24 protein-coding genes are annotated in these 25009 nt (G+C 66.4%); 14 read left to right on the top strand and 10 right to left on the bottom strand.

Annotated features, from left to right (window positions below):
• Nucleotides 1-297: 297 nt before the first annotated feature.
• The 3 genes from aceA to U5N23_RS30980 form a co-directional block, all read right to left on the bottom strand.
• The gene (gene aceA / locus U5N23_RS30990; protein ID WP_145698880.1) at nucleotides 298-1617 is read right to left on the bottom strand and encodes an isocitrate lyase; all 1320 of its coding nucleotides are present in this window, start codon (nucleotides 1615-1617) and stop codon (nucleotides 298-300) included.
• 342 nt (nucleotides 1618-1959) lie between these two features.
• Nucleotides 1960-2382, bottom strand: a complete 423-nt coding sequence (locus tag U5N23_RS30985; RefSeq protein ID WP_322596511.1) for a gamma-glutamylcyclotransferase family protein — start codon at nucleotides 2380-2382, stop codon at nucleotides 1960-1962.
• A 28-nt stretch (nucleotides 2383-2410) separates the two neighbouring features.
• Nucleotides 2411-3388 (bottom strand): zinc-binding dehydrogenase, encoded by a 978-nt coding sequence (locus U5N23_RS30980; protein ID WP_322596510.1) that lies wholly within the window; start codon nucleotides 3386-3388, stop codon nucleotides 2411-2413.
• Nucleotides 3389-3564: 176 nt separating this feature from the next.
• Here U5N23_RS30980 and U5N23_RS30975 point away from each other — a divergent pair, with 176 nt between their 5' ends.
• Nucleotides 3565-4521, top strand: coding sequence for a DMT family transporter (locus U5N23_RS30975; protein WP_322596509.1), 957 nt, complete (start codon nucleotides 3565-3567; stop codon nucleotides 4519-4521).
• Here the strand turns inward: U5N23_RS30975 and rraA are convergent.
• Entirely contained in the window at nucleotides 4510-5022 is a 513-nt protein-coding gene (rraA, locus tag U5N23_RS30970) for a ribonuclease E activity regulator RraA (RefSeq protein WP_322596508.1), read from the bottom strand. The genes U5N23_RS30975 and rraA overlap by 12 nt on opposite strands.
• A 315-nt stretch (nucleotides 5023-5337) precedes the next feature.
• On the opposite strand from rraA, the gene U5N23_RS30965 reads away from it, so the two are divergent.
• The 10 genes from U5N23_RS30965 to U5N23_RS30920 all read left to right on the top strand — a co-directional run bounded on the left by U5N23_RS30965 (nucleotide 5338) and on the right by U5N23_RS30920 (nucleotide 14772).
• Nucleotides 5338-5670, top strand: coding sequence for an SWIB/MDM2 domain-containing protein (locus tag U5N23_RS30965; protein ID WP_007856154.1), 333 nt, complete (start codon nucleotides 5338-5340; stop codon nucleotides 5668-5670).
• 308 nt (nucleotides 5671-5978) lie between these two features.
• Nucleotides 5979-8228 carry a TonB-dependent siderophore receptor gene (locus U5N23_RS30960; RefSeq protein WP_322596507.1) on the top strand — a complete coding sequence of 750 codons (2250 nt, stop codon included), beginning with the start codon at nucleotides 5979-5981 and terminating at the stop codon, nucleotides 8226-8228.
• Between the two features lie 55 nt (nucleotides 8229-8283).
• Nucleotides 8284-8976 (top strand): Fe2+-dependent dioxygenase, encoded by a 693-nt coding sequence (locus U5N23_RS30955; RefSeq protein WP_322596506.1) that lies wholly within the window; start codon nucleotides 8284-8286, stop codon nucleotides 8974-8976.
• Between the two features lie 130 nt (nucleotides 8977-9106).
• Nucleotides 9107-10228 carry an alpha-hydroxy acid oxidase gene (locus U5N23_RS30950; protein ID WP_322596505.1) on the top strand — a complete coding sequence of 374 codons (1122 nt, stop codon included), beginning with the start codon at nucleotides 9107-9109 and terminating at the stop codon, nucleotides 10226-10228.
• 286 nt (nucleotides 10229-10514) lie between these two features.
• Nucleotides 10515-10787, top strand: a complete 273-nt coding sequence (locus tag U5N23_RS30945; protein WP_322596504.1) for a (2Fe-2S)-binding protein — start codon at nucleotides 10515-10517, stop codon at nucleotides 10785-10787.
• 101 nt (nucleotides 10788-10888) lie between these two features.
• Nucleotides 10889-11584: a TonB family protein gene (locus U5N23_RS30940; protein ID WP_322596503.1), complete on the top strand. Its 696-nt coding sequence runs from the start codon at nucleotides 10889-10891 to the stop codon at nucleotides 11582-11584.
• 15 nt (nucleotides 11585-11599) lie between these two features.
• Nucleotides 11600-12319, top strand: coding sequence for a MotA/TolQ/ExbB proton channel family protein (locus U5N23_RS30935; protein WP_322596502.1), 720 nt, complete (start codon nucleotides 11600-11602; stop codon nucleotides 12317-12319).
• Between the two features lie 3 nt (nucleotides 12320-12322).
• Nucleotides 12323-12730 (top strand): biopolymer transporter ExbD, encoded by a 408-nt coding sequence (locus U5N23_RS30930; RefSeq protein WP_322596501.1) that lies wholly within the window; start codon nucleotides 12323-12325, stop codon nucleotides 12728-12730.
• 217 nt (nucleotides 12731-12947) lie between these two features.
• Nucleotides 12948-13172, top strand: coding sequence for a hemin uptake protein HemP (gene hemP / locus U5N23_RS30925; protein WP_322596500.1), 225 nt, complete (start codon nucleotides 12948-12950; stop codon nucleotides 13170-13172).
• A gap of 394 nt (nucleotides 13173-13566) precedes the next feature.
• Nucleotides 13567-14772, top strand: coding sequence for a fatty acid desaturase family protein (locus tag U5N23_RS30920; RefSeq protein ID WP_322596499.1), 1206 nt, complete (start codon nucleotides 13567-13569; stop codon nucleotides 14770-14772).
• Nucleotides 14773-14852: 80 nt separating this feature from the next.
• On the opposite strand, the gene U5N23_RS30915 is transcribed toward U5N23_RS30920, so the two are convergent.
• Nucleotides 14853-15260, bottom strand: coding sequence for a GlcG/HbpS family heme-binding protein (locus U5N23_RS30915; RefSeq protein ID WP_057203655.1), 408 nt, complete (start codon nucleotides 15258-15260; stop codon nucleotides 14853-14855).
• Between the two features lie 280 nt (nucleotides 15261-15540).
• Between U5N23_RS30915 and U5N23_RS30910 the strand changes: the two genes are divergently transcribed.
• Together U5N23_RS30910 and U5N23_RS30905 are read left to right on the top strand one after the other, a co-directional pair.
• Nucleotides 15541-16236: a Bax inhibitor-1/YccA family protein gene (locus tag U5N23_RS30910; protein WP_322596498.1), complete on the top strand. Its 696-nt coding sequence runs from the start codon at nucleotides 15541-15543 to the stop codon at nucleotides 16234-16236.
• A 269-nt stretch (nucleotides 16237-16505) separates the two neighbouring features.
• Nucleotides 16506-16868: a hypothetical protein gene (locus tag U5N23_RS30905; RefSeq protein ID WP_322596497.1), complete on the top strand. Its 363-nt coding sequence runs from the start codon at nucleotides 16506-16508 to the stop codon at nucleotides 16866-16868.
• Between the two features lie 64 nt (nucleotides 16869-16932).
• Here U5N23_RS30905 and rlmD read toward each other — a convergent pair whose 3' ends face one another.
• From rlmD to U5N23_RS30890, 3 genes are all read right to left on the bottom strand, one after another.
• Nucleotides 16933-18396 (bottom strand): 23S rRNA (uracil(1939)-C(5))-methyltransferase RlmD, encoded by a 1464-nt coding sequence (gene rlmD, locus U5N23_RS30900; protein ID WP_322596496.1) that lies wholly within the window; start codon nucleotides 18394-18396, stop codon nucleotides 16933-16935.
• 68 nt (nucleotides 18397-18464) lie between these two features.
• Nucleotides 18465-18764: a hypothetical protein gene (locus U5N23_RS30895; protein ID WP_322596495.1), complete on the bottom strand. Its 300-nt coding sequence runs from the start codon at nucleotides 18762-18764 to the stop codon at nucleotides 18465-18467.
• 84 nt (nucleotides 18765-18848) lie between these two features.
• Nucleotides 18849-19322 (bottom strand): Lrp/AsnC ligand binding domain-containing protein, encoded by a 474-nt coding sequence (locus U5N23_RS30890; RefSeq protein ID WP_322596494.1) that lies wholly within the window; start codon nucleotides 19320-19322, stop codon nucleotides 18849-18851.
• Between the two features lie 127 nt (nucleotides 19323-19449).
• Here U5N23_RS30890 and putA point away from each other — a divergent pair, with 127 nt between their 5' ends.
• A complete protein-coding gene (gene putA / locus U5N23_RS30885) occupies nucleotides 19450-23199 on the top strand; it encodes a trifunctional transcriptional regulator/proline dehydrogenase/L-glutamate gamma-semialdehyde dehydrogenase (protein WP_322596493.1) in 3750 nt (1249 codons plus the stop codon).
• A gap of 15 nt (nucleotides 23200-23214) precedes the next feature.
• Here the strand turns inward: putA and U5N23_RS30880 are convergent, their stop codons facing one another.
• Together U5N23_RS30880 and U5N23_RS30875 are read right to left on the bottom strand one after the other, a co-directional pair.
• Nucleotides 23215-23847 carry an ANTAR domain-containing response regulator gene (locus tag U5N23_RS30880; RefSeq protein ID WP_305743357.1) on the bottom strand — a complete coding sequence of 211 codons (633 nt, stop codon included), beginning with the start codon at nucleotides 23845-23847 and terminating at the stop codon, nucleotides 23215-23217.
• Between the two features lie 7 nt (nucleotides 23848-23854).
• Nucleotides 23855-25006: a transporter substrate-binding domain-containing protein gene (locus tag U5N23_RS30875; protein WP_322596492.1), complete on the bottom strand. Its 1152-nt coding sequence runs from the start codon at nucleotides 25004-25006 to the stop codon at nucleotides 23855-23857.
• Nucleotides 25007-25009: the final 3 nt, after the last annotated feature.

The raw sequence follows: 25009 nt of genomic DNA, 5'->3' as shown, positions 1-25009 counted from the left end.
AAGCGCGGAACCGGCCGCGCTTTTGATTGGGGAGAATGAATCTCGTGCAGGCGCGAACGGCCAGCCACTAATGGCCGGTGGAAAACTCCGTTGTAGTTCGCGGTGTCATAACCAGATTGCCTTTCTCGCCCTTGTGGGAAATCAAACAGTTGATGCCGCCATTTTAACCATGTTCACCAGAGGGCGCACCGCCAGTCGCGTGCCGACAACATTCGCCACCACACCCTGAAAGCAAAAAGCCACCCCGTGGGGTGGCCTCTTGCAGTCTCCTCATCCCTCTTGGCGAGGGATTGCAGATCAGTGGAACTGCTCTTCTTCGGTCGAGCCGGTCAGCGCGGTCACGCTGGACTTGCCGCCCTGGATCACGGTGGTCACTTCGTCGAAGTAACCCGTGCCCACTTCCTGCTGGTGCGACACGAAGCTGTAGCCGCGGTCGCGGGCTGCGAACTCGGGCTCCTGCACCTTCTCGACGTAGGCCGACATGCCGCGGGCCACGTAGTCCTGGGCCAGATCGAACATGTTGTACCACATGGAGTGGATGCCAGCCAGCGTGATGAACTGGTACTTGTAGCCCATGGCGCCGAGTTCGCGCTGGAACTTGGCGATGGTGGCGTCGTCCAGGTTCTTCTTCCAGTTGAACGAAGGCGAGCAGTTGTAGGCCAGCATCTTGCCGGGGTGCTTGGCGTGCACGGCTTCGGCGAACTTGCGGGCGAACTCCAGGTCGGGCGTACCGGTTTCGCACCACACCAGGTCGGCGTACTCGGCGTAGGCCACGGCGCGCGAGATGGCCTGGTCCATGCCCTTCTTGGTCTTGTAGAAGCCTTCTGCGGTGCGCTCACCGGTCAGGAAGGGCTTGTCGTTCTCGTCGTAGTCGCTGGTCAAGAGGTCGGCGGCTTCGGCATCGGTACGGGCGATCACCAGGGTGGGCACGCCGTAGACGTCGGCAGCCATGCGGGCGGCGATCAGCTTCTGGCAGGCTTCGGTGGTGGGCACCAGCACCTTGCCGCCCATGTGGCCGCACTTCTTCACAGAGGCCAGTTGGTCTTCGAAGTGCACACCACCCGCGCCGGCGCGGATCATGGCCTTCATCAGTTCGTAGGCGTTGAGCACGCCGCCGAAACCGGCTTCGGCATCGGCCACGATGGGCGCGTGGTAGTCGATGTAGCCCTTGTCACCGGGGTTGATGCCCTTGGACCACTGGATCTCGTCAGCGCGGGTGAAGGAGTTGTTGATGCGCTCCACGACCTTTGGCACCGAGTCCACGGGGTACAGCGACTGGTCGGGGTACATGGCCGAGTATTCGTTGTTGTCGGCAGCGACTTGCCAGCCCGACAGGTAGATGGCCTTGATGCCGGCCTTCACCTGCTGCATGGCCTGGCCACCGGTCAGCGCGCCCAGGCAGTTCACGTAGGGCTCGTTGTTCACCAGATCCCACAGCTTCTCGGCGCCGCGGCGGGCCAGCGTGTGCTCGACCTGGAAGGAGCCGCGCAGGCGCACCACGTCGGCAGCGGAGTAGCCGCGCTTGATGCCCTTCCAGCGGGGGTTGGTCGCCCAGTCTTTTTCCAGGGCGGCAATCTGCTGTTCGCGGCTCAGTTGTTCGTTGAAGGATTGGGGCATGGGGTCTACTCCTGAGGTTGGTTGAAAACACCGGGCTGCGTCTGCTGCCCATGGAGAGAACTTTAAGTCTTGTATAAGAGTTGCACAAGCTCTTATGTCTTATATAAGAGATAAATTTTTCCCTTATAAAACAAGACTTTATGCTTCAAATTCCTCAATGTGAAAACCATTTTCTCGTATTGAGAGAAATTGCCGCACCGCAACATTCTTGCATTCCATATCGCCAAAAGCAATTTTTATAATGTGAAATTCTGTGGGTGTGGGTTTGGAAATCGCCGGGCGCCCCCTCGGGGTGCACGCTTTCGGCCCCGTCGCCCTGCTGAACGGCGCAGGCTGCGGCCTTCAGCCCTGGATCGCGCGCCCCATCTCGACCATCCAGTCGCCACAGGCGATGCGTGGCGCACCGCGCAGGCGCGCGGGATTGATTTCGTACACCAGGCAATCGACCGTGCGGCCGTCCACCTCCAGCGTGACCTCGCGCTTGAAGTACTCGTCATCGGGGGCGCCAGCGATCTCCTCGATCCCGTCCAGGCGCTGCTCCAGCGCGGGCTCGATCGCGTAGACCTCGCCCACGGTGACGGCCGCACCGCCCAGCACCAGCCCCGGATAGGCGCCCAGGTGGTACAGCGTGCCCGCCGTGCGCGCCATGCCGACGAAACGCGGCGCAGGCCGCAGGCGCGTGATGTCGTTGGCACCGCCCTGGCGCAAGGTGCCATACACGAACACGCAACGCAGCGCGCCAGCGAAAAGAGATGCGTCAGGCATCGTGCAGATCCTTTGGGCGGGGTGACCGTCAGGCGGTGAGCGTGATCTTGCCGGCGCGCCCCGGCACATCGCTGGCCGCCGCCGCCTTGGCCGCATCCGCAATGTCGAAGGAGGCCTCCACCGGCAGGCGCAATTCGCCGCTGGCAGCCAGGCGGATCAGTTCGCCAATCAGCCGTGCCATCTCGTCCGGCGGCGTGGCCTCGGAGCGCTTGGCACCCCAGAAGCCCTTGACCGTGGCCTGCTTGAAGATCAGGTTGTTGGCGCTCAAGACCAGCGGCTGGCCCGACATGGCGCCAAACGACACCAGTGTGGCCCCCGTTGCCACCACATCCATGATCTGGTTGGCGGCATCGCCGCCGATGGAGTCCACCGCGCGCACGATGGGCGCGCCGCCGGTGAGGGCCTGCACGCGCTCCTGCCAGCCGGCCTGCTCGGTCGAGACGCCGTTGGCAATGCCCAGGGCATCGAGCTCGGCCACCCCGGCGTCCCTGCGCACCAGGTTCACCACCTTCACGCCGCGCGCCTGGGCCAGCATGGCCACGGTCTTGCCCACGGCGCCGTTGGCGGTGTTCTGCACCATCCACTGGCCCGGCTGCAGCTGCAGGTCTTCCAGCAGCATGGCGGCCGACAGGGGCATCGCGATCAGCTGGCAGGCCAGGCCATCGGGCACCGTGTCGGGCACCGGGATCAGCTTGGCACCCGGGGCGATGAAATACTCGGCCCAGGTGGCGCTGGCGCCAGCCAGCATCACGCGCTGGCCCACCTTCAGGTGCGTGACGCCCTCGCCGAGCGCGTCGACCATGCCTACCGCTTCCGTGCCCGGCACCGCCGGCAGCGGTGGCTTGTAGCCATATTTGCCGCGGATGATGGCCAGGTCATGGTTGTGGATGGGCGACATCGCCATGCGCACCCGCACCTGGCCGGCTGCGGGCTCGGGCTTCGGGCGGTCGGCCAGGACCAGCACTGCGGAAGGTTCGCCAAAGGATTCGAAAACGACACTGCGCATGGGGGATTCCTCGGAACAATGGTTTGAAAAAAGAGCGGCGCCAGATCTGCGTCGCGAACGCGTGGGAGCTTAGCGCCTGTGCAATCATCGCGGGGTCGCTCTGCCGACACCTCCATCCCGCTCGCGACCCCGGTGCACCGTACCGGAACGCGGGTGCGCAAGCCTCCCTCTGCCCGATGACCGCCCCGAGCCGCACCCTTGCCTACCTTTGCCTGGCCCTCAGCATGTCGCTGGTGGGCAGCTATGTCGCCCTGTCCAAGCCGCTGGCGGCCGTGCTGCCGGTGTTCCTGCTGGCCTGGATGCGCTTTGGCATCGGCGGCCTGGCCATGCTGCACTGGCTGAAGAAGCCCGCCGACGAGCCACCGATGACAGCGCAGACCCGGCGCCTGCTGTTCCTCGAATCCTTCCTGGGCAACTTTCTGTTCACCGCCTGCATGATCTATGGCGTGAGCCTGACGAATGCAGTGTCAGCCGGCGTCACCATGGCCAGCATGCCGGCGGCGGTGGCCGTCATGAGCTGGGCCTTCCTGCGCGAGAAGGTGGCACCGCGCACCTGGGTGGCCGTGGGCTGCGCCGTGGTGGGCATCGCCCTGTTCGCCATCGCAAGCCCCAGCCCCGGCCATGCAGGCCCGGCAGGTGCCGATGCGCCTACGGCCAAGGCCGACCTGGCCTGGCTGGGCCAGTTGCTGCTGCTGGGCGCCGTGGTCTGCGAGGCAGCGTACTCCGTGATCGGCAAGAAGCTCACCGGCGCGCTGGGCCCCAAGCGCATCACCTCCCTCATCAACCTGTGGGGCTTCACGCTGTCCATGCCCCTGGGCCTGTATGCCGCGTGGCACTTCGACTTCGCGGCCGTGGGCTGGGGCACCTGGGTGCTGCTGGTGTTCTATGCCCTGGCCGCCAGCATCTGGACCGTGTGGCTGTGGATGACCGGCCTGCGCGTGGTGCCCGCCGCCCAGGGCGGCGTGTTCACCGTGCTGCTGCCCGTGAGCGCGGCCCTGGTGGGCGTGCTGGTGCTCGGCGAGTCGCTCAGCGGCCTGCAACTGCTGGCCTTTGCCATCGCGCTGGCCAGCGTGCTGCTGGCCACCCTGCCCTCGCGCCTAGCCTGGCGCGTGGGCCCTGGCTCACGCAGCTAGCGGCGCCGCGCTGACCACAATGCCATCGGCATCGGCGTAGAGCCAGTCTCCGGGGCGCACCCACACGCCCTGGATCTGCACGGCCACGTCGCGCTGGCCCTCGTTGCGCTTCTCGGTGGGCAGCGGCATCAGGGCCAGGGCGCGGATGCCGACGGCCGCAGCACGCAGCTCGGCGATGTCGCGCACACAGCCATCCACCACCACGCCGGCCCAGCCGTTGCGCGCAGCGGCGGCGGCCAGGTTGCCCCCGACCAGGGCCTTGCGCAACGAGCCGCCGCCATCGACCACCAGCACCCGGCCATTGCCGGGCGAATCGACCGCAGCCTTGACCAGGGTGTTGTCCTCGAAGCACTTGACGGTGCTCACCGGCCCGCTGAAGGCCGGCAGGCCGCCCAGGTCCCGGAACACCGGCGGCAGCACCCGAAAGGCGCCACTGTCGTCGCCCTTGTGTGCGTCGCAGAAATCACAGGTGCTGAAGGCTGCAGAGGAGTGGGCTGTCATGTTGCAAAGACCTTTCGTGCAAAAAAAGACCAGAAGTTGTGAGGATGCTGCGCGGACACACAGCGCCTTTCATTGTCATGCACTGTGGTCCGGCGGCACCCGCACGCCAATAAATCGCCAGGCCCCACTTTCCCCCTGGGGAAAGCACCAAAACGGTGAGCTTTACCTTCCCCAGGGCAAGCAAGCAACAAATCGAGGCAAAAAAAGCGTTTTCTCCCTTGGAAACGCATTTTTTTCCCAGTAGCATCGGCCTGCCAGCAGAGAGGCTAGGCTTTCACTGGTCAGACAATCTACTTCCAACAAGGAAAATCCAACATGGCAACTGCAAAAAAGGCTCCGGCAAAAACAGCACCCGCAGCCAAGACGCCCGCCACCAAGGCGGCGGCTCCTGCCAAGAAGCGCACGCCCAACGCTGCGTTCATGAAGGCCCTCACCCCCAGCCCCGCGCTCGCGGCTGTGGTCGGCTCGGCACCGCTGCCACGCACGGAGATCATCAGCAAGCTGTGGGTCTACATCAAGGCCAACAACCTGCAGGATGCTGCGAACAAGCGCAACATCAACGCAGACGCCAAGCTCAAAGAGCTCTTTGGCAAGCCCCAGGTGTCGATGTTTGAACTGGCTGGCCTGATCGGCAAGCACGTCAAGTAAGCAACACGCAAGCGCACAGAGCGCACCCCGCACTCTCTGAAAAGCCGGCCTCGCGCCGGCTTTTTTGCGTCCTCTTTGTGAAATTCATGCAACAACGTTGCAAAGCAGCAACATGTTGAATAAAAACAATACGCAATAAGATTAATATTCCGACGCCCTGAAGCACAGCCACGCACGCGATCTGCCGTTGCCAGCCACTGCACCCTTTGCAGCAACTCCTGCCTTGCACGCCGCCTGCCAGCCACTGCTTCTGAACACCCCTGCCGCGGGCCCCCTCGCGACCCTTTTGTTCCGTTGGAGAAGCCACCTTGGCCAAGAAAAAAATCCGCCGTGCAGCCCAGCCCGCTGCGCACGCCGCCCCCGCTGCACCCATCGCTGCAGCCACCTCCTCCTCCTTCACTTCCGACAAGGGCCTGCTTCCCCTGGGCGCGCTCATGCTGGCCGCCTCGGTCAGCAGCTGGGCCCAGACCGCCACGCCCGAGGCCACCATGGGCACGGTGACGGTCAAGGAAGCCGCCGAAGTGCAAGGCAAGGACACCTTGCTGCTCAAGAAGACCACGGTCGGCAAGGGCAACCAGGACATCAAGGACATTCCCCAGTCCGTGACGGTGTTCACCGAAAAGCTCATGAACGACCGCAACCAGGACGACTTCCGCGAGGTGCTGCGCACCACGGCGGGCGTGACCTTCCAGTCCGGTGAAACCGGCGAGGAAGACGTGCGCCTGCGCGGCTTCTCGCTGGGGCAGGCTGGCGACATCTATGTGGACGGCATGAAGGACGCCCCGCTGATCGAGCGTGACACCTTCAACAACGACCGCATCGAAGTGCTCAAGGGCTCTGCCTCCATGCTGTTCGGCAAGGGATCGACCGGTGGCGTGGTCAACCAGGTGAACAAGTACCCGCTGCTGATCGACCAGCACGAAGCGGCCTACACCTTCGGCACCGGCCAGTACCACCGCGCCACGGGCGACTTCAACTTCAAGACCGGTGAAAACGCGGCCTTGCGCCTGAACGCCATGGTGCAGGAGTACGACAACTACGGCGCCAAGCAGGACAAGCGCGGCATTGCGCCGACTTTCGCCTGGGGCATCGGCACGCGCGACGAGTTCTCGATCGGGCTGTACTACCTCGAATCCAAGGGCCGCCCGCTGTACAACCACCCCTGGCGCCTGGTCAACGGCAAGATCAACACGCCCCTGGAGGCGCGCAACTACTACGGCCTGGCCAGCGACCACAACAACAGTTCTGCGCAGTACGTCACACTGGGGCACATCCACCGCTTTGACGACAACGGCGAGGTGAACACACGCCTGCGCTACGGCAAGTACGAGCGCGACCTGCTGGCCAGCACCATCGGTTTCCAGAACGGCGCCCTCACGCTGGACCAGATCAACGGCGACACCGTGCTGACCCGTGGGTCCAAGGGCCGCCTGGGCGAAAGCGAAGTGCTGCAGGTGCAAAGCGACTACAACAACACCTTCAACTGGGGTGGCCGCAAGCATGCGGTGCTGGCGGGCGTGGACTACTACGACGACGATGCCAGGCGCAACCAGAACTACGCCAACACCACGCCACGCCCGACCACCACCGTGGGTTCGCCCAACGATGGCGCCTGGGTGGCCGACGGCCGCGCACCGGTGCAGTGGAACACCTTCACCTCGCGCAACCTGGGCCTGTACCTGCAGGACACGGTTTCGCTCAACGACACGCTCAAGCTGGTGGCCGGCCTGCGCTATGACCACTTCAAGGCGTCCTACAACAACGCGACCGGCGCGCTGAGCAACTCCCGCTCCGACAGCCTGCTCAGCCCGCGCGTGGGCCTGGTGTTCCAGCCCAACGAATGGGCCTCGTACTACGCATCGTTCGGCACGTCGTACAACACCTCGGGCGACACCTACCAGTTCGGCAACCCCGGCAACGCCACCGCCCGCACGGCCAACACCCCGCCCGAGAAGAGCCGCAACTTCGAAATCGGCAGCAAGTTCGAGCTGTTCGAGCGCCGCGCGCTGCTGGGCGTGGCCGCGTTCTACAGCCAGAAGTACAACGAGCGCAACACCGACCCCGACACCGCAGCCCAGCAGGAGCTGCTGTCCGGCAAGCGCCATGCCACCGGCATGGAGTTCAATCTGGCGGGCCGTCTGACGCCCCAGTGGGAGCTGTTTGCCAACCACACCTGGATTCCTTCGGCCAAGATCGACGACAGCAACGTGGCGCTGGCAGCCAATGGCGGCGGCGCGCAGGTGCGGGGCGACCGCCCCGGCCTGACACCCAAGCACAGCGGCAGCGTGTGGACGACCTATGCGGTCACCTCCAAGGTGCGCCTGGGTGCAGGCCTGACCTACCGCAGCAAGCAAAACCCCGAAGGTTCGCGCGCGGTGTACGCCAGCGGCTTTGCGGTGATGGATGCCATGGTCGAATATGCGTTCGACGACAAGACCTCGTTGAAGCTGAACGTGAACAACCTGTTCGACCGCACCTACGCCGACGGCCTGTACCGCGGCTTCTACACGCCAGGCGTGCCACGCTCCGTGCAGATGACGCTGAAGACGCGCTTCTGATGCTGTGACGAGATGATTGCGCCCCTTCACCGGGGCGCAGTCACAATCAGGCACCATGTTCCTGCACATCAAGAATGTACTGACGGCCGAAGAAATCGCGCTCTTTCGGCAAAAGCTCTGGGCACCCGACACCCCGTGGGTGGACGGAGCCCGCAGCGCGGGCGGCCAGGCCGTGCTCCAGAAGAACAATCTGCAGCTTTCCCAGGGCAGCGAGCTCTCGGGCCAACTGCAGGGTCTGGTCAAGGCGGCACTCGCCCGCAACGCCTTGTTCTTTTCAGCCGCCCTGCCTCGGCGCATCTACAACCCGCTGTTCAACCACTACGGAGACGGCGCCAACTTCTATGGCGACCACGTGGACAGTGCCGTCATGCACTCCCGGGCCGACAACGCCTGGATGCGCAGCGACCTGTCGTGCACGCTGTTCCTGACCCCGCCAAGCGAGTACGAAGGCGGCGAACTCGTGGCCACCGAGGCCTGGGGTGAAAAACGCATCAAGCTTCCGGCAGGCGACATGGTCATGTACCCCGGCAGCACCGTGCACCAGGTGCTGCCCGTTACCCGCGGCCATCGCATCAGCAGTTTCTTCTGGGTGGAGAGCATGGTGCGCAGCCTGGAGCAGCGGCAATTGCTGTTCGACATGGACATGGCACTGCTGCGGCTCAGACAGAGCGCGGGCGAAAAAGACCCATCGGTGATCACGCTGTCGGGCACCTACCACAATCTGCTGCGCATGTGGGCCGATGTGTGATACGGATTTGCCTTCAAGCGTCTAACTTCGTTGGTCCGCCTTGCCGTGCTACAGCACTGTCTGCGGCTTCCCGCCTAGTTATACGATTGAAGGCAAATCCGTATGAGCCGCCAGTGCCCACTGCCACTTCATGACCGACGTTCCCACACGCCAACCGCTTCCCCCGGGCATCGCCAGCCTGGAGGATCATGAGCAGCACGCCAGGCAGCGCCTGGACGACAACGCCTGGGCCTACTTTGCCGGTGGCGCAGCCGACGAAATCACCCTGCGCGTGAACCGCAGCGCCTGGGACGCCCTGACCCTGTGGCCGCGCGTGCTGCGCCCCCTGGCGGGCGGCCACACGCGCATTGAGCTGCTCGGCCGCACGCTGGCCCACCCCGTGCTGCTGGCCCCCGTGGCCTTCCAGCGCATGGCCCATGGCGATGGCGAACTGGCCACCGCCTATGCGGCCGCGGCGCTGGGCGCCGGGCTGGTGCTGAGCACCCAGGCCACGCTGCCGCTGGAAACCATTGCCCAGGCCGTGCTGAACGATGCCGGGCGCGGGCCACTGTGGTTCCAGCTGTACCTGCAGCACGACCGGGGCTTCACCCGCGCCCTGGTGGAGCGCGCCGAAGCCGCAGGCTACGAAGCCCTGGTGCTCACCGTGGATGCGCCGTCCAGCGGCACGCGCGACCGCGAGCGCCGGGCCGGCTTTCGCCTGCCGCCCGGCATCGGCGCCGTGAACCTGGCCCAGATGCCGCCGGCACCGGCCGTGGCGCTGCAGCCCGGCCAGAGCGCCCTGTTCGATGCCCTGCTGCACCAGGCCCCCACCTGGGACGATGTGGCATGGCTGCAGTCCATCACCCGCCTGCCGGTGCTGCTCAAGGGCGTGCTGCACCCGGCCGATGCCCGCCAGGCCGCGGGCCTGCAGGTGGCGGGCCTGGTGGTCTCCAACCATGGTGGCCGCACGCTCGACACCGCGCCCGCCACGGCCAGCGCGCTGCCGCGCATCGTGCAGGCGGTGGAGGGCCGCCTGCCGGTGCTGGTGGACGGCGGCATCCGCCGCGGCACCGACGTACTCAAGGCCATGGCACTCGGGGCATCGGCCGTGCTGGTGGGCCGCCCGGTGGTCTGGGGCCTGGCCAATGCCGGTGCTGCCGGGGTGGCCCATGTGCTGCGCCTGCTGCGTGACGAGCTGGAAATCGCCATGGCGCTCACCGGCTGCGCCACGCTGGCAGATGCCTCGCCCGCCTTGCTGGGGGCCGATCTCTAGGAGGCTGTCGGACTTGGAAATCGTCGGCTGCAAATCGGCCGCAGCGGTCCATTTTTCACCGCCTTTTTGCCCCATAGCCTGGCTATGGGGCTGCAAATCCGGCAAAAACTGTCCTCGCTGGGGCCGATTTTCGCTTTCGACGCTCCAAGTCCGACAGCCTCCTAGACGGTGTTCATGTCCGGCAAGCGGGTTTTCCCCTCTCGCCAGGAATGGTTTGTTGCAAATGCGAAAAATTCGCATTTATAATCACCCATCTTCTACCAGCCAGCCACCACTGCCTGCCGCCATGATCGTCTGTGTTTGCCGCCGGATTTCTGACCGCGAGATCGCCCGCCACGCCCGTGCCGGCATGAGCTTTGACGAAATCCAGTTCGAGCTGGGCGTCGCCACCCAATGCGGATGCTGCGAAAGCTGCGCCCGCGACGTGGTGGCCCAGTGCAGTGCATCGAGTCCGGTCGCCGCCCTGCACAACGAGGCAGCGCCCCAGACGATCCAGCTTGCCAGCTCCATCATGGAAAGCAAGGCATGGAACTCCTCTCACCACTCGTCGGCAGCCTGATCCTCGTCGCAGGCTCGGCCTGGTGGATCTTCCGCAAATAATCAAGGTCTCACGGGCCTGCGCCGCTTGCCGCGCAAGCGGCGGCAACTGCCATCACACTTATGTCTCACCCTGATCGTTTTGCCCCTCCTGCGGGCGTCAGTCGCAATACCGTGATCGTAGGCTCCGTCGTGCTGCTGCATGTGGCGGGGATCTGGGCGCTGCAGTCGGGCCTGCTGCGCCGCGCGGCGGAGGTCATCGTGCCGGCAGAGCTGCTCAGCGAATTCATCGCGCCACCCGCGCCCAAGATCGAGCCACCGCCCCCCAAGCCACCGGCACCGCCGCCACCCCGGCCGGCGCCCCAGGTCAAGGCCCCGCGCCCGGCCCCCATGCCCGTGGCCATTCCCGATCCGACACCGGCACCCGATGCCCCCACGGGCGTGACCACTCCCCAGCCCCCCGCGCCCCCCATCGCCGCCCCCGTGGCCGTGGAAGCGCCGCCACCGGCCCCGCCCGCCCCCCCGGCCCCGCCCAAGATCGAGCTGCCGTCGAGCGACGCGGCCTACCTGAACAACCCCAAGCCCAGCTACCCCGCCATCAGCAAGCGCATGGGCGAGCAGGGCAAGGTGATCCTGCGCGTGCTCATCGGCACCGACGGCGTGCCGCAGAAGGTGGAAATCAACAAGTCCAGCGGCTTCGAACGCCTGGACCGCCAGGCCCAGGAAGCCGTCATGCGCTGGCGTTTCACGCCCGGCAAGCGCAATGGCGTGCCAGAGACCATGTGGAACCTGGTACCCATCAATTTTGTTCTCGAATAATCATCAGGAGTTCTCATGGAATCGCAATTCGGCATCGCCAACGTCTGGATCCAGGGTGACTTTGTCACCCGCGCAGTGGCCGTCATCCTGCTGGCCATGTCCCTGGCCTCGTGGATCGTCATCATCATCAAGGCCCTGGACATCATCAAGTTCAAGAAGCACACCCGTGCCGCCCAGGACTTCTGGCACAGCGAGGACTTTGCCGCCGGCCTGAGCAAGCTGGGCCAGGACAACACCAACCCTTTCCGCCACCTGGCGCTGGAAGGCCGTGAAGCCACGGCCCACCACCGCAACACCAAGGCCCACCTGCACGACAGCCTGGACGTGAGCGACTGGGTCACGCGCTGCCTGCGCAACTGCATCGACGAATTCACCGCGCGCCTGCAATCGGGCCTGGCCATCCTGGCCTCGGTCGGCTCCACCGCCCCCTTCATCGGCCTGTTCGGCACGGTCTGGGGCATCTACCACGCGCTGTTGGCCATCGGCACCTCGGGCCAATCGACCATCGACAAGGTGGCCGGCCCCATCGGCGAAGCGCTGATCATGACCGCCCTGGGCCTGGCCGTGGCCATCCCCGCGGTGCTCGGCTACAACGCCCTGGTGCGCGGCAACAAGTCCATCCTGGGCGGCCTCAACAGCTTTGCGCACGACCTGCACGCCTACTTCGTGACCGGTGCCCGCGTGTCTGCCGGCGGCGAACAGGCCAAGGTGCTGCCGCTCAAGAAAGGCAGCTAAGCCATGGCCTTCGGAACGCAAGACGACGCCGATGACGTGATGAACGAGATCAACATGACGCCCCTGGTGGACGTCATGCTGGTGCTGCTCATCATCTTCATCATCACCGTGCCCGTCATGAAGCACTCGGTGAACGTGGACCTGCCGCGCGCCACCAACCAGCCCGAGGACATCAAGCCCGAGACCGTGCGCCTGTCCGTGGCGGCCGACGGCAAGTACTACTGGAACGAGTCCCAGGTGTCGGACGAGGAACTCTTCCCGCGCCTGCAGGCCGAAGCGGCCAAGCAGCCCCAACCGGACCTGCACATCCGCGGCGACAAGGAAGTGCGCTACGAACGCGTGGCCCAGGCCATGGCCAGCGCCCAGCGCGCCGGCGTGCGCAAGATCGGCTTCGTGACCGATCCGCAGTGATGCGCCCTGCGCCGCAAGGCGCGGTCCGCTGCCACGCAACAACAGGCCTTCGGGCCTGTTTTGCTTGGGGCCTGTGGCGCACAAGCCGCAGTGGTTTCACCCCATCCGGGCCCCAACCGAGATTCATGCCGTTCAATGTGCGAAATCACTTGACCAGTAATTGCGAATCACTATCATTAGCACACCGTACACGATTCAACGTACCAGGAACCCTTCCATGCAAGCCACCCTCACTGCCGCCACGCTCCTGCGCCCCGCCTCTGCAGACCCACTGCAGCCGCAGCACGCCGGCGCATTGCGCAGCGCCGCCGCAGGGGACGCAACCGCCGCCGTGGACAGCAACGATCTGCTGCAGGGCCAGAAGGCCGTGGCCATCAGCCACAACGGCTCGGTGTACCGCCTGCAGGCCACCAAGCTCGGCAAGCTGATCCTGACCAAATAAGGGGCTTTTTTCTTCAACAGGTTTCATCGTGGGGCGACTCCCGGGCTTGTAGTCCGCAAGGGTCGTTTTTGCCAGCCAACGGGCTTCATTGACCCGCGTAGCCAGGCCTTTTTTTCCACGGGAGCTTCTTCAGGCAGCGGCAGCCGTCGCCACGGCCCTCACGCATCCAATGGCCCTTCGGGGCCATTTTCCTTTTGGGGCACCGCGCGCCACGGCAAATGCCCGAAATGGGCGGCTTTTCCCCTGCTGTTCCGCGATGGGACACCGGTTGGGTGTGAAACACTTCTTGACGTTTCTCCCCTTTGCGGGCACCGCCAGCCAGATCCATCCGGCAGCCAGCCACACGCCAGCGGCGTCGCGCGAAGGGGCCATCCGCCCACCTTGTGCACAGTCCATGACCCAGCCCACCGCCGCCCGGCCCGAGATTTCCAAAGCCCAGTTGCTCCAGGAGCTCTCGGCCTTCGCCAATCCCAGCGACCGCAAGGGCGTGACCCTGGTGCTGCGCGACCATGTGCTGTACTGGGCCTTCATCGCCACCGTGCTGCTGGCCGAGCCGATGTGGCTCAAGGTGGTGGCAGCGCTGATGGCGGGCGTGCGCCTGTCCTCGTTCTACACCCTGGCGCACGACGCCGCCCACGGCACGCTGGCGCGCTCCAGGCGCCTGAACTGGGTGCTGGCCCTGGTGGCCGGCGTGCCTGCCACGCACAACTACCGCATGTGGTCGCACGACCACAACAAGGTACACCACCCCTACACCAACGGCGACCACTTCGACTACTACACGCCCTACTCCAAGGCCGGCTACGACGCGCTGCCCTGGCACAGGAAGGTGCTGGAGCACATCTACCGCGCGCCCCTGGGTATCGGCCTGTGGCTGTACTTCGCGATCCACTGGTTCCCGACCCGCATCTACCCCAACGTGCGCACGCCCAAGGACCAGGTGCCCGAGTCGCGCAAATACTCCGCCCTGCTGCTGGCCTACCACGGCAGCTACGTGGCCTTGCTGCTGTGCTCGCCCGCTTTCGCGCCCATCACCGCCCTGCAGGCCGTGCTGCTGGGCTGGGTGCTGCCGCTGTTCACGCTGATGTTCCTGAGCAGCACCTCGCTGTACATCATGCACACCCACCCCAACATCCCCTGGTTCAGGAGCGACGACCTGCGCCACAACCGCCACAGCCCCGAGGTCTGCTCGGTGGTCTGGGTGCTGCCCGACTGGATCTCCAAGGTGGTCAACAACGTCTACAACCACGCCGCGCACCACGCGCACGCCGGCATCCCGTCCTACCACCTGCTGGCCGCGCAAAAGCGCATGAACGAGCTGGTCGGGCACAAGCTGGTGATCGAGAAGGCCTCGGTACGCACCCTGCTGCGCACCATGCGCACCTGCAAGCTCTACGACTACGAGAACCACCAGTGGCTCGATTTCAAGGGCCAGCCCAGCGCACCGCGCATCGACCTGGAGCAAAAGGGCCTGGTCGCACTGCGCAACCCGGTGCGCCGGCCCGCTGTGGCCAGCCAGGCCCCTGTGCCCTCTCCTGTACCGGCCCCCAGCAGCAGCGGCAATGCGTTGCCCCACCCCATGGCGGATGCAACCGCCTGAGGCCGATGGCAGCCCCACAAAGAAAAAACCGGCCGAGGCCGGTTTTTTTCATGGCTGCATGCCGCGGGGCACGCTGCCGATCACAGGCCGATGGCGGCAATACCGGCGCGTGCGACCTGCGCGTCTTCGGTCGACTTCACACCGCTCACGCCCACAGCGCCCAGGCACTGGCCGTCCTTGAGGATGGCCACGCCGCCTTCGAGCAGGCCGTCGATGGTCGGGGCGCTCAGGAACGCGGTGCGCCCGCCATTGACGATGTCCTCGTACACCTTGCTGTCGCGGCGGCCCAGGGCGGCCGTGCGGGCCTTGGACGGGGCGATGTGCGAGGACACGGCGGCCGCGCCGTCCAGGCGCTGCAGCCACAGCAGGTGGCCGCCATCGTCGACGATGGCGATGGTCACGGCCCAGTTGTTCTTCAGGGCTTCGGCTTCGGCGGCGGCGGCAATGGCCTTGACGTCGGCCAGTTCGAGTTCGTGCTTGGTTTTCATGGATGCGGTGCGAGGTTGGGGGAGGCGCCAGAGCACCTCCCGGGATGGAAACCGGCAAGCATAGCGGCTCCCGGCAGGCCCACCAACCCTGCCTGGGGCGAAAGAATAGTGACCAGGGACAGCGCAATCCCTCAAGCCCCGGTGCCCTGCGATGCGCTTGTCCGCCACCAGCGCATCCTGCGGCAAGCCCGTTGAACGGTGCGGGTATTGCCTTTGGGGGGAACGCCTCCACCTAGAATTTGTCCAAGCCTGTACCGTGCAGGCACAAGGAGAGATACAGATGAATGACCAAGTCACCACCCTGAACCATTCGGCGGGCTATGGCATTTCGCAGGAAGAGCGCCACAAGGTGCTGCGCAATACCTATTGGCTGCTCGCACTGAGCATGATCCCCACCGTGCTGGGCGCCTGGATCGGCGTCGCCACGGGCATCACCCGTTCGCTGAGCGGCGGCGTGGGCCTGATCGTGTTCCTGGGCGGCGCGTTCGCCTTCATGTACGCGATCGAAAAGACCAAGCGTTCGGCTGCCGGCGTGCCGGTGCTGCTGGCTTTCACCTTCTTCATGGGCCTGATGCTCTCGCGCATGATCGGCATGGTGCTGGGCTTCAAGAACGGCACCGACCTGGTGATGACCGCGTTTGCCGGCACCGCAGGCGTGTTCTTCGTGATGGCCACCCTGGCCAGCGTGATCAAGCGCGACCTCTCGGGCATGGGCAAGTGGCTCATGGTGGGCGCGCTGGTGCTGATGGCCGGAGCCATCATCAACGTGTTCGTCGGCTCCTCGGTCGGCATGATGGCCATCTCGGTGGCTGCCATCGGCATCTTCAGCGCCTACATGCTGTATGACTTGAAGCAGATCCTGGACGGCGGCGAGACCAACTACATCAGCGCCACGCTGGCCCTGTACCTGGACATCTTCAACGTGTTCCAGAGCCTGTTGGCCCTGCTGGGCATCATGGGCGGCGAGAAGGACTGAGAGGCTGAGAGTCTTTCGTCCATGCCCGCCTTGCACGCCAAAACACCCCGGCTCGTCGTTGCAAATGCTCGCCATAGCCCGAGCTATGGCTGTGCTTTGCGCCTAGATCCAGGGCGTTTTGACGCGCCATTCGGACACGGCCAAAAAACTCCCAGCCTCTGAGCTCCTTTGGCACGCCCCCCCAAAAGGCTCCTTCGGGAGCCTTTTTGTTGACCCTGCACAATGGACAAGCCTCAACCCAGGCGACGTGCTGCCGATAATGGAGGTACATGCGCTCTACCGACTCTTCCAACACCCTTTCCGTCCTGCGCCTGCTGGCCCTGTCTGTCGCCCTTCTGGCGCTGGCCGGGTGCGACCAGGTCACCGCCACCCTGGGACTGAACGAGGCACAGCTGAAGGACACCGAGGCCAAGGCCATCGGCGGTGCCTGCCGCCACGCCCAGCGCGGGCCGGAAGACTGCTACACCCTCAATCCCAAGGCCGCCAAGGCGGCGGTGTTCGAGGGGTGGCGGGAGATGGACCAGTACATGCGGGAGAACAACATCGAGGGCAGCCCCTCGGCGATCGCCAAGCCACCCGAGCCGCCGCCCCGGCGTGCGGCGGCAAGGGCTTCCCCACCCGCCGAGAATTGACCAGACCACGACAAAGGGGCCCTCGGGCCCCTTGGTGCTTCGTGGCGGGCGATACGGCCCGGCGTCAATCCCGCTCGAACACGGCCATGCTTTCGACGTGCGCCGTGTGCGGGAACATGTTGACCATGCCGGCCGCCGTGCAGCGGTAGCCACCCAGGTGCACCAGCAGACCCGCATCGCGCGCCAGCGTGGCGGGGTTGCAGCTCACGTAGACGATGCGCTTGGGCGGCGTCCAGTGCTCGGCCCCCGGGGGCAGCGGTGCCGCGCCCTCGGCGCCGATGCGCGATTGCTCGATGTCGGCCAGCGCCTTGGCCAGCGCGAAGGCGCCTTCGCGCGGCGGGTCCACCAGCCACTTGTCGGCCGAGCCATCGGCGATCAGCATCTCGGGCGTCATGTCGAACAGGTTGCGCGCCACGAAATCGGTGGGCGCCAGGGCCTTGCCGCCTTCGGCCACCAGGCCCTGGTTGAGCCGGTAGTTCTCGCGCGAGCGCGCCACCAGCGCCTCACTGCCCTCGATGCCCAGCACCTCGCGGCCCTGCGTGGCCAGGGGCAAGGTGAAGTTGCCCAGGCCGCAGAACCAGTCGATCACGCGCTCGTGCTTTTGCACATCGAGCAGGCGCAGCGCGCGCGTGACCAGCACGCGGTTGATGTGCGGGTTCACCTGCGTGAAATCGGTGGGCTTGAAGGGCATGGTGATGCCGAAGTCCGGCAGCGCATAGGAAAGCTGCTCACCGCCCTCGTCCATCAGTTTCACGGTCTCGGGGCCCTTGGGCTGCAGCCACCATTGCACCTGGTGGGCGGCCGCGAAATCGCGCAGCCGGCCCATGTCGTCCGCACTCAGCGGCTCCAGGTGGCGCAGCACCAGCGCGGTCACGCTGTCGCCGCAGGCCAGCTCGATCTGCGGGCAGGTGTCGCGCGCGTCCATCGAGGCGATCAGCGCGCGCAGCGGCATCAGCATCGCGTCCACATGCGGGGGCAGCACCGGGCAGGTCTGCATGTCGGCCACGTAGCGGCTCTTGCGCTCGTGGAAACCCACCAGCACCGTGCCCTTCTTGATCACATGGCGCACCGACAGGCGCGCGCGGTAGCGGTAGCCCCAGGCCGGCCCTTCGATGGGGCGCAGCACCATCTCGGCCCGCACCTTGCCCAGGTGCCAGAGGTTGTCTTCGAGCACGCGCTGCTTGACCGCCACCTGCCCGCCCACGTGCAGGTGCTGCATCTTGCAGCCGCCACAGGCCCCGGCATGCAGGCCGAAATGCGGGCAGCCCGGGCGCACGCGCTGCGACGATTCGCGGTGGATCGCCGTCAGGCTGGCCTGCTCCCAGTTGTTCTTCTTGCGGTGGGTGTTGGCGGTGACGTATTCGAACGGCAGTGCGCCGTCGATGAAGACCACCTTGCCATTGGGTCTGCGGGCCACGCCCTGGGCTTCGAGGTCCAGGGATTGCACGGACAGCCAGCCTTCCGGCAGTTCTCCCGCTTCCTGCTGGGCGGGTTCATACGAGGGGGACAATTCTTTGGGTTCGCTCATCCCCCGATTGTCTCAGAGGCCGCGAACCGTCCCGCGCCCCATCCCCCGGGGTGCGATGGACGCCCTGGTCAGCCGCGGTCGGCGCGCGGTGCGCGGCGGCCACCGCCACCCATGGCAGCGGGCGCGAAGCGGGGAAGCTCATTGATGCGCAGGTCGCAGCCCCAGTTGTCCAGCGTGAACACCAGCGTGCTGCCGGGCGCCACGCGGGGCAGGACTTCGTGGATCTGGAACGACATGTCCACCGGCGGCTCGGGCGAGCGGTAGATGATTTCCTTGGCCGGGCTGTAGACCACGTAGCAGGCGGCGGAGGCGGTCTGGCTGAAGCAGGCGGCCACCAGGGCCGCTGCGGCGAATTTGAATGCGGACATGAGAACTCCTCCTGCGACTTTCGGGTATGGCGCCCATTATGCGGGCTTGCAGGGCGCTCGCCAATGCAGGCGTTGCGCGCGTGCCTACCGCAGCACGAGGTGATTCGTATGTTTGACCTCTTCCATCACCGCATAGGTGCGCGTCTCGCGCACGCCGGGCAGTTGCCAGAGCACGTCGCCAGCAAACACCCGGTAGGCGTTCATGTCGGCCGAGCGCGTCTTGAGCAGGTAGTCGAAGCCGCCCGCCACCATGTGGCATTCCATGATCTCGGGGTGCACCTGCACGGCGGCCTTGAACTGATCGAACACATTGGGCGTGGTGCGATCCAGCAGCACCTCCACAAAGACCAGCATGCCGGCACCCAGCTTGAGCGGGTTCAGCCGAGCCTCGTAGCCCAGGATGAAGCCGTCGCGCGTGAGCCGCTGCACGCGCGCCAGCACTGCCGTGGGCGACAGGGCCACGGCCTCGGCCAGCTTGAGGTTGGCAATGCGCCCGTCTTCCTGCAGGATCGACAGTATCCGGCGGTCGATACGGTCCAGATCGGCATCGTTGTTCATCAGCGCTAGTGATTCGTTCGTTCGATAGGCCGATTTTCGAACATTTATTCATCGCAAGTCCAGAGATGATCCGCTCCAGTGGGCCGGACAGCCGTCGGGCCCGAATATTTCTCTGCGAGAACCCACCATGACAACGACCGCTGCCGCCGCTTTTGCCGACTTCGCCCCGCGCACCCCGCTGGCCAACCCGCTGCGCGCCGCCATCACCGCCGCCTGCCGCCGCCCCGAGCCCGAGGCTCTGGCGCCCCTGCTGGCCCAGGCCCGCGTGCCACAGGATATCGCCGACGCATCGCAGCAACTGGCGCTGCGCATTGCCGGCGCCCTGCGCCAGCGCAAGGCCGCGAGCGGCCGTGCCGGCATCGTGCAGGGGCTGCTGCAGGAGTTCTCGCTCTCGTCCCAGGAGGGCGTGGCCCTGATGTGCCTGGCCGAGGCGCTGCTGCGCATCCCCGATGCAGCCACGCGCGACGCACTGATCCGCGACAAGATCAGCAACGGCCAGTGGGAGCCGCACCTGGGCAAAAGCCCCTCGCTGTTCGTCAACGCCGCCACCTGGGGCCTGTTGATCACCGGCAAGCTGGTGGCCACGCACAGCGAAGGCAGCCTGGGCGCATCGCTGGGCCGGCTCATCGGCCGGGGCGGCGAGCCCCTGATCCGCAAGGGCGTGGACATGGCCATGCGCATGATGGGCGAGCAGTTCGTCACCGGCGAGACCATTGCCGAGGCGCTGTCCAACGCCCGCCGCATGGAGGCCGAAGGCTTTCGCTACTCCTACGACATGCTGGGCGAGGCGGCCCTGACCACGGCCGACGCCGAGCGCTACTACGCCTCGTACGAGCAGGCCATCCACGCCATCGGCAAGGCATCGGCCGGGCGCGGCATCTACGAAGGCCCGGGCATCTCGATCAAGCTGTCGGCCCTGCACCCGCGCTACAGCCGCGCCCAGTTCGCGCGCGTGATGGACGAGCTCTACCCCCTGGTGCTGCGCCTGACCGAGCTGGCCAAGCGCTATGACATCGGCATCAACATCGACGCCGAGGAGGCCGACCGGCTGGAAATCTCGCTCGACCTGCTGGAGCGCCTGTGCCATGAGCCCAGCCTGGCGGGCTGGAACGGCATCGGCTTCGTGATCCAGGCCTACCAGAAGCGCTGCCCGCACGTGATCGACTTCGTGATCGACCTGGCCCGGCGCACGCGCCGCCGCCTCATGGTGCGCCTGGTCAAGGGCGCCTACTGGGACAGCGAGATCAAGCGCGCCCAGATCGACGGCCTGGCCGACTACCCGGTCTACACGCGCAAAGTGCACACCGACATCTCCTACGTGGCCTGCGCACGCAAGCTGCTGGCCGCGCCCGAGGCGGTGTACCCGCAGTTCGCCACGCACAATGCCGAGACCCTGGCCACCATCTACCACCTGGCCGGCAGCAACTACTACGCGGGGCAGTACGAGTTCCAGTGCCTGCACGGCATGGGCGAGCCGCTGTACGAGCAGGTGGTGGGCGCCATCAGCGCCGGCAAACTGGGCCGGCCCTGCCGCATCTATGCCCCGGTGGGCACGCACGAGACACTGCTGGCCTACCTGGTGCGCCGCCTGCTCGAGAACGGCGCCAACACCTCCTTCGTGAACCGCATCGCCGACGAGACCATCGCCCTGGCCGAGCTGGTGCGCAGCCCCGTGCAGGTGGTGGACGAAACCGCCGCCCGCGAAGGCACGGCCGCCCTGCCCCACCCGCGCATCCCGCTGCCGGGGGCGCTGTACGGCAACGGCCGCGCCAACTCGCAGGGCCTCGACATCGCCAGCGATGCCACGCTGGCGCAGCTCGCCGCCACGCTGCAGGCCAGCGCGCTGCACGACTGGAAGGCCGGCCCGCTGCTCGCCGCCGACGCGCCCCCCGGTCCGACCATCCCCGTGCGCAACCCCGCCGACCTGCGCGACGTGGTCGGCCAGGTGCAGGAGGCCACGGCAGACGATGTCGATCAGGCGCTGGCGAACGCCCAGGCTGCAGCTCCCGCCTGGGCCGCCATCGCCCCCGCCGAACGCGCCGCCACCCTGCAGCGCACCGCCGACCTGCTCGAAGACCGCATGCAGCCCCTGATCGGCCTGTTGATGCGTGAAGCCGGCAAGAGCGCAAGCAACGCCATCGCCGAGGTGCGCGAGGCCGTGGACTTCTTGCGCTACTACGCGGCCCAGGTCGAGAGCACTTTCGACAACGCCACGCACATCCCCCTGGGCCCGGTGGCCTGCATCAGCCCGTGGAACTTTCCGCTGGCCATCTTCATGGGCCAGGTGGCTGCGGCGCTGGCCGCCGGCAACCCGGTGCTGGCCAAGCCGGCCGAGCAGACGCCGCTGGTCGCCGCCGAGGCCGTGCGCCTGCTCTGGCGCGCAGGCGTGCCGCGCGGCGCGGTGCAGCTGCTGCCCGGCCAGGGCGAAACCGTGGGCGCGCGGTTGATCGGCGATGCCCGGGTGATGGGCGTCATGTTCACCGGCTCCACCGAGGTGGCGCGCATCCTGCAGCGCACCATCGCCGGCCGGCTCGATGCAGCGGGCCGCCCCATTCCGCTGATCGCCGAGACCGGCGGGCAGAACGCGATGATCGTGGACTCCTCGGCCCTGGTCGAGCAGGTGGTGGCCGATGCCGTGTCCTCGGCCTTCGACAGCGCAGGCCAGCGCTGCTCGGCCCTGCGCGTGCTGTGCGTGCAGGAGGATGCCGCCGACCGCGTGGTGGAGATGCTCAAGGGCGCCATGGGCGAGCTGCGCATGGGCAACCCCGGTGCGCTCGCGGTGGACGTGGGCCCGGTGATCGACGTCGAAGCCCAGGCCGGCATCAACAAGCACATCGAGGCCTTCAAGAGCCGTGGCCAGCGCGTGTTCCAGCACTGCCGCAGCGATGCTGCCGAGGCGGCCCAGGGCACCTTCGTGCCGCCCACGCTGATCGAGCTGAACAGCATCAGCGAGCTGCAGCGCGAGGTCTTCGGCCCCGTGCTGCACCTGGTGCGCTATGCGCGCACGGACCTGGACCAGTTGCTCGACCAGATCAATGCCACCGGCTATGGCCTGACCCAGGGCGTTCACACACGCATCGACGAGACCATCGCCCGCGTGGTGGACCGGGCGCACGCCGGCAACGTCTACGTCAACCGCAACATGGTGGGCGCCGTGGTGGGCGTGCAGCCCTTTGGCGGCGAGGGCCTGTCGGGCACGGGGCCCAAGGCTGGCGGCCCGTTGTACCTGCTGCGCCTGTTGGCCCAGCGCCCTGCCAACGCACTGGCACAAACCTTTGCCACCGCCGACCGCGCCGTGCCGGCCGACATGACTGCGCGCGAGCACTTGCTCATGCCCCTGCGTGCCCTGGAGCGCTGGGCCCAGATGGAGGCCCATGCCGCCCTGGCCGCCACCTGCCGCCGCTTTGCCGCCGAAAGCCAGAGCGGCACCGCACGCACCCTGCCCGGCCCCACGGGCGAGCGCAATGTCTACAGCCTGCTGCCGCGCGCCACGGTGCTGTGCATCGCGACCACCGAGGAAGACCTGCTGACCCAGCTGGCCGCCGTGCTCGCCAGCGGCGGCAAGGCCGTGTGGAGCGATGCGCACACTGCCCTGCGCACCACGCTCCCGGCCGAGGTGCAGGCGCGCATCAGCACCACCGGCAATGGCCCGGCCGACGGCAGCATCGAGCTGGCCGCTGTGCTGCACCACGGCAGCCCCGACGCACTGCGCAGCGTGTGCGAACAGCTCGCCCGCCGCCCCGGCCCCATCGTCGCCGTCACGGCCCTGCCTCCAGGCAGCACCGAGGTGCCGCTGGAGCGCCTGGTGATCGAGCGCGCACTGAGCGTGAACACGGCGGCGGCGGGGGGCAATGCGAGCCTGATGACGATCGGCTGAAGCGCAGGCGCCGGGCTACCTGGCCTTGCCCGCAGGCTTGGCCGCCGCAAACCCCAGCTTTTCCATGGCCTCGTGCGTCTCCAGCAGCATGGCAGATACCTCGGCCACCGTCACACGCAGGCCGGTGGCGCGCTCGCGCATGTGCTCGTAGGCCTGGGCCTCGGTCATGCGCTGGTAATCGACCAGCACGCGGATGGCCTTTTCGATCTGGCGACGCGACTTGATGGTGGACTCGAGCTTCTCGATCTTGCCCTGCTGGCGCTGCTGGAAGCCCTGCGAGGCCCGCGCCAGCACCAGGGTGCTGAGAATGCCCGAGGAACGGAACGGCTTGGTGATGACGCCATGCGCCTTGGTGTCGAGCAGCAGCTTGAGCGTGGTCGGGCTTTCATAGTCCGACAGGGCCACGAAGGCGGCGTCCACGGCGCTGGCGTTCCAGGCGCTGCTGCCCTCCAGGTCTTGCGAGACCTGGAAAAAGATCACGTCCACCCCCGTGGGCGGCTCGGCCGGGAACGGCCACACCACCTTCAAGCGGCAGCCGATGCGCTGCAGCTGCTGCACCACCACGTCGCGGTCCTCCCCCGGCGGATAGACCACGGTGACGCTGATGCTGCGCAGGTCTTCGTAGAGACGGCGTAGGCTTGAACTCATGGTTTGCTCACCTCAGCCAGAACTCGGAAAAACCGAAGGTGGACAGGTACGGATCGGGCCGTACCGGCTCGGACGCTTCCCAGGCAATGTCGAACTGCCCATCCGCTCGGCAGATGCCGATGCGCGGTGTGAGCGCGCAGTGGTTGTTCTCGGCATCCACCGTCACGCGCCCCTCGGGCGAGTCGAAGGACACGGCGCGCGCCGCCTCCACCAGCCTGCGCCGGTCCATGCTGCCTGCACGCTGCAGGGCGCGGGCGAACAGGTGCACCTGGGTATAGGCCATCTCGGACCAGGTGCTGGTGGGACGGTCGCCAAAACGCTCACGCCACAGTGCCACGAAGCGCTGGTTGCTCTCGTTCTGCACCGAGCCGAAGTAGGTGGCCGAGGTGATGTGCCCCTCGCAAAGGGTCGGTCCGATGAGGCGGATTTCCTCCTCGGCCATGGACAGGCTGGCGATAGGCATGGTCTTGGGGTCCAGACCGAAGTCGCGGTACAGCTGGTAGAACAGGCGGGCCGACTGCCCCACCAGCGTGGAGAACACCACGTCGGGCTGCTGGGCCTTTATGTCCGCGAGCACTTCCTTGAGTTCGGAGGGGCCGGCCTCGATGGGCAGGTAGACCTCTTCGAGGATCTCGCCGCCATGCTGTTCGACCATGTCGCGCATGATACGGTTCGATTCGCGCGGGTAGATGTAGTCCGCGCCGACGAGGAAGAAGCGCGTGCCCCGGTTCTGCATCAGGTAGGCGGCCAGTTGCACGCTGTTCTGGTTGGGCACGGCACCGGTGTAGATCACGTTGGGCGAGTACTCGAAGCCTTCGTAGAACGAGCAGTACCACAGCAGTGCGTTGTTGCGCTCGATCACCGGCAGCACGGCCTTGCGGCTCGACGAACGCGAGCAGCCGAAGACCACATTGACCTCATCCTCCAGCAGCAGCCGCGTGGCGAGCTTGCGGTACTCGGCAATGTCGCCCTTGGGGTCGTAGACCACAGGGATCAGCGGCCGATCGAGCACGCCGCCGAGCTGGTTGATTTCCTCGATGGCCAGGGCTGTGCCGAAGAAGTGCTCCGACTCGGTGACGCCCGTGGGCCCTGAGCGGGAAAACAGCACGCCAACGCGCCAGCCGTCATCGGGCTGCAGCATGGAGGGATCATCGGACATGGC

Source organism: Acidovorax sp. (assembly GCF_034519795.1).
GTDB lineage: Bacteria > Pseudomonadota > Gammaproteobacteria > Burkholderiales > Burkholderiaceae_C > Acidovorax.
This window is presented reverse-complemented; position numbering and strand designations above follow the sequence as displayed.

What these genes read in the sequence shown, in the direction of transcription:
- U5N23_RS30985 (WP_322596511.1), bottom strand. Translation starts at nt 2,382, where the DNA reads ATGCCTGACGCATCTCTTTTCGCTGGCGCGCTGCGTTGCGTGTTCGTG.
- U5N23_RS30910 (WP_322596498.1), top strand. Translation starts at nt 15,541, where the DNA reads ATGAATGACCAAGTCACCACCCTGAACCATTCGGCGGGCTATGGCATT.
- U5N23_RS30895 (WP_322596495.1), bottom strand. Translation starts at nt 18,764, where the DNA reads ATGTCCGCATTCAAATTCGCCGCAGCGGCCCTGGTGGCCGCCTGCTTC.
- hemP (WP_322596500.1), top strand. Translation starts at nt 12,948, where the DNA reads ATGCAAGCCACCCTCACTGCCGCCACGCTCCTGCGCCCCGCCTCTGCA.
- U5N23_RS30965 (WP_007856154.1), top strand. Translation starts at nt 5,338, where the DNA reads ATGGCAACTGCAAAAAAGGCTCCGGCAAAAACAGCACCCGCAGCCAAG.
- U5N23_RS30950 (WP_322596505.1), top strand. Translation starts at nt 9,107, where the DNA reads ATGACCGACGTTCCCACACGCCAACCGCTTCCCCCGGGCATCGCCAGC.
- U5N23_RS30920 (WP_322596499.1), top strand. Translation starts at nt 13,567, where the DNA reads ATGACCCAGCCCACCGCCGCCCGGCCCGAGATTTCCAAAGCCCAGTTG.
- U5N23_RS30915 (WP_057203655.1), bottom strand. Translation starts at nt 15,260, where the DNA reads ATGAAAACCAAGCACGAACTCGAACTGGCCGACGTCAAGGCCATTGCC.
- U5N23_RS30905 (WP_322596497.1), top strand. Translation starts at nt 16,506, where the DNA reads ATGCGCTCTACCGACTCTTCCAACACCCTTTCCGTCCTGCGCCTGCTG.
- U5N23_RS30935 (WP_322596502.1), top strand. Translation starts at nt 11,600, where the DNA reads ATGGAATCGCAATTCGGCATCGCCAACGTCTGGATCCAGGGTGACTTT.
- aceA (WP_145698880.1), bottom strand. Translation starts at nt 1,617, where the DNA reads ATGCCCCAATCCTTCAACGAACAACTGAGCCGCGAACAGCAGATTGCC.
- U5N23_RS30975 (WP_322596509.1), top strand. Translation starts at nt 3,565, where the DNA reads ATGACCGCCCCGAGCCGCACCCTTGCCTACCTTTGCCTGGCCCTCAGC.
- U5N23_RS30875 (WP_322596492.1), bottom strand. Translation starts at nt 25,006, where the DNA reads ATGTCCGATGATCCCTCCATGCTGCAGCCCGATGACGGCTGGCGCGTT.
- U5N23_RS30955 (WP_322596506.1), top strand. Translation starts at nt 8,284, where the DNA reads ATGTTCCTGCACATCAAGAATGTACTGACGGCCGAAGAAATCGCGCTC.
- U5N23_RS30980 (WP_322596510.1), bottom strand. Translation starts at nt 3,388, where the DNA reads ATGCGCAGTGTCGTTTTCGAATCCTTTGGCGAACCTTCCGCAGTGCTG.
- U5N23_RS30890 (WP_322596494.1), bottom strand. Translation starts at nt 19,322, where the DNA reads ATGAACAACGATGCCGATCTGGACCGTATCGACCGCCGGATACTGTCG.
- U5N23_RS30880 (WP_305743357.1), bottom strand. Translation starts at nt 23,847, where the DNA reads ATGAGTTCAAGCCTACGCCGTCTCTACGAAGACCTGCGCAGCATCAGC.
- U5N23_RS30930 (WP_322596501.1), top strand. Translation starts at nt 12,323, where the DNA reads ATGGCCTTCGGAACGCAAGACGACGCCGATGACGTGATGAACGAGATC.
- putA (WP_322596493.1), top strand. Translation starts at nt 19,450, where the DNA reads ATGACAACGACCGCTGCCGCCGCTTTTGCCGACTTCGCCCCGCGCACC.
- rlmD (WP_322596496.1), bottom strand. Translation starts at nt 18,396, where the DNA reads ATGAGCGAACCCAAAGAATTGTCCCCCTCGTATGAACCCGCCCAGCAG.
- U5N23_RS30940 (WP_322596503.1), top strand. Translation starts at nt 10,889, where the DNA reads ATGTCTCACCCTGATCGTTTTGCCCCTCCTGCGGGCGTCAGTCGCAAT.
- rraA (WP_322596508.1), bottom strand. Translation starts at nt 5,022, where the DNA reads ATGACAGCCCACTCCTCTGCAGCCTTCAGCACCTGTGATTTCTGCGAC.
- U5N23_RS30945 (WP_322596504.1), top strand. Translation starts at nt 10,515, where the DNA reads ATGATCGTCTGTGTTTGCCGCCGGATTTCTGACCGCGAGATCGCCCGC.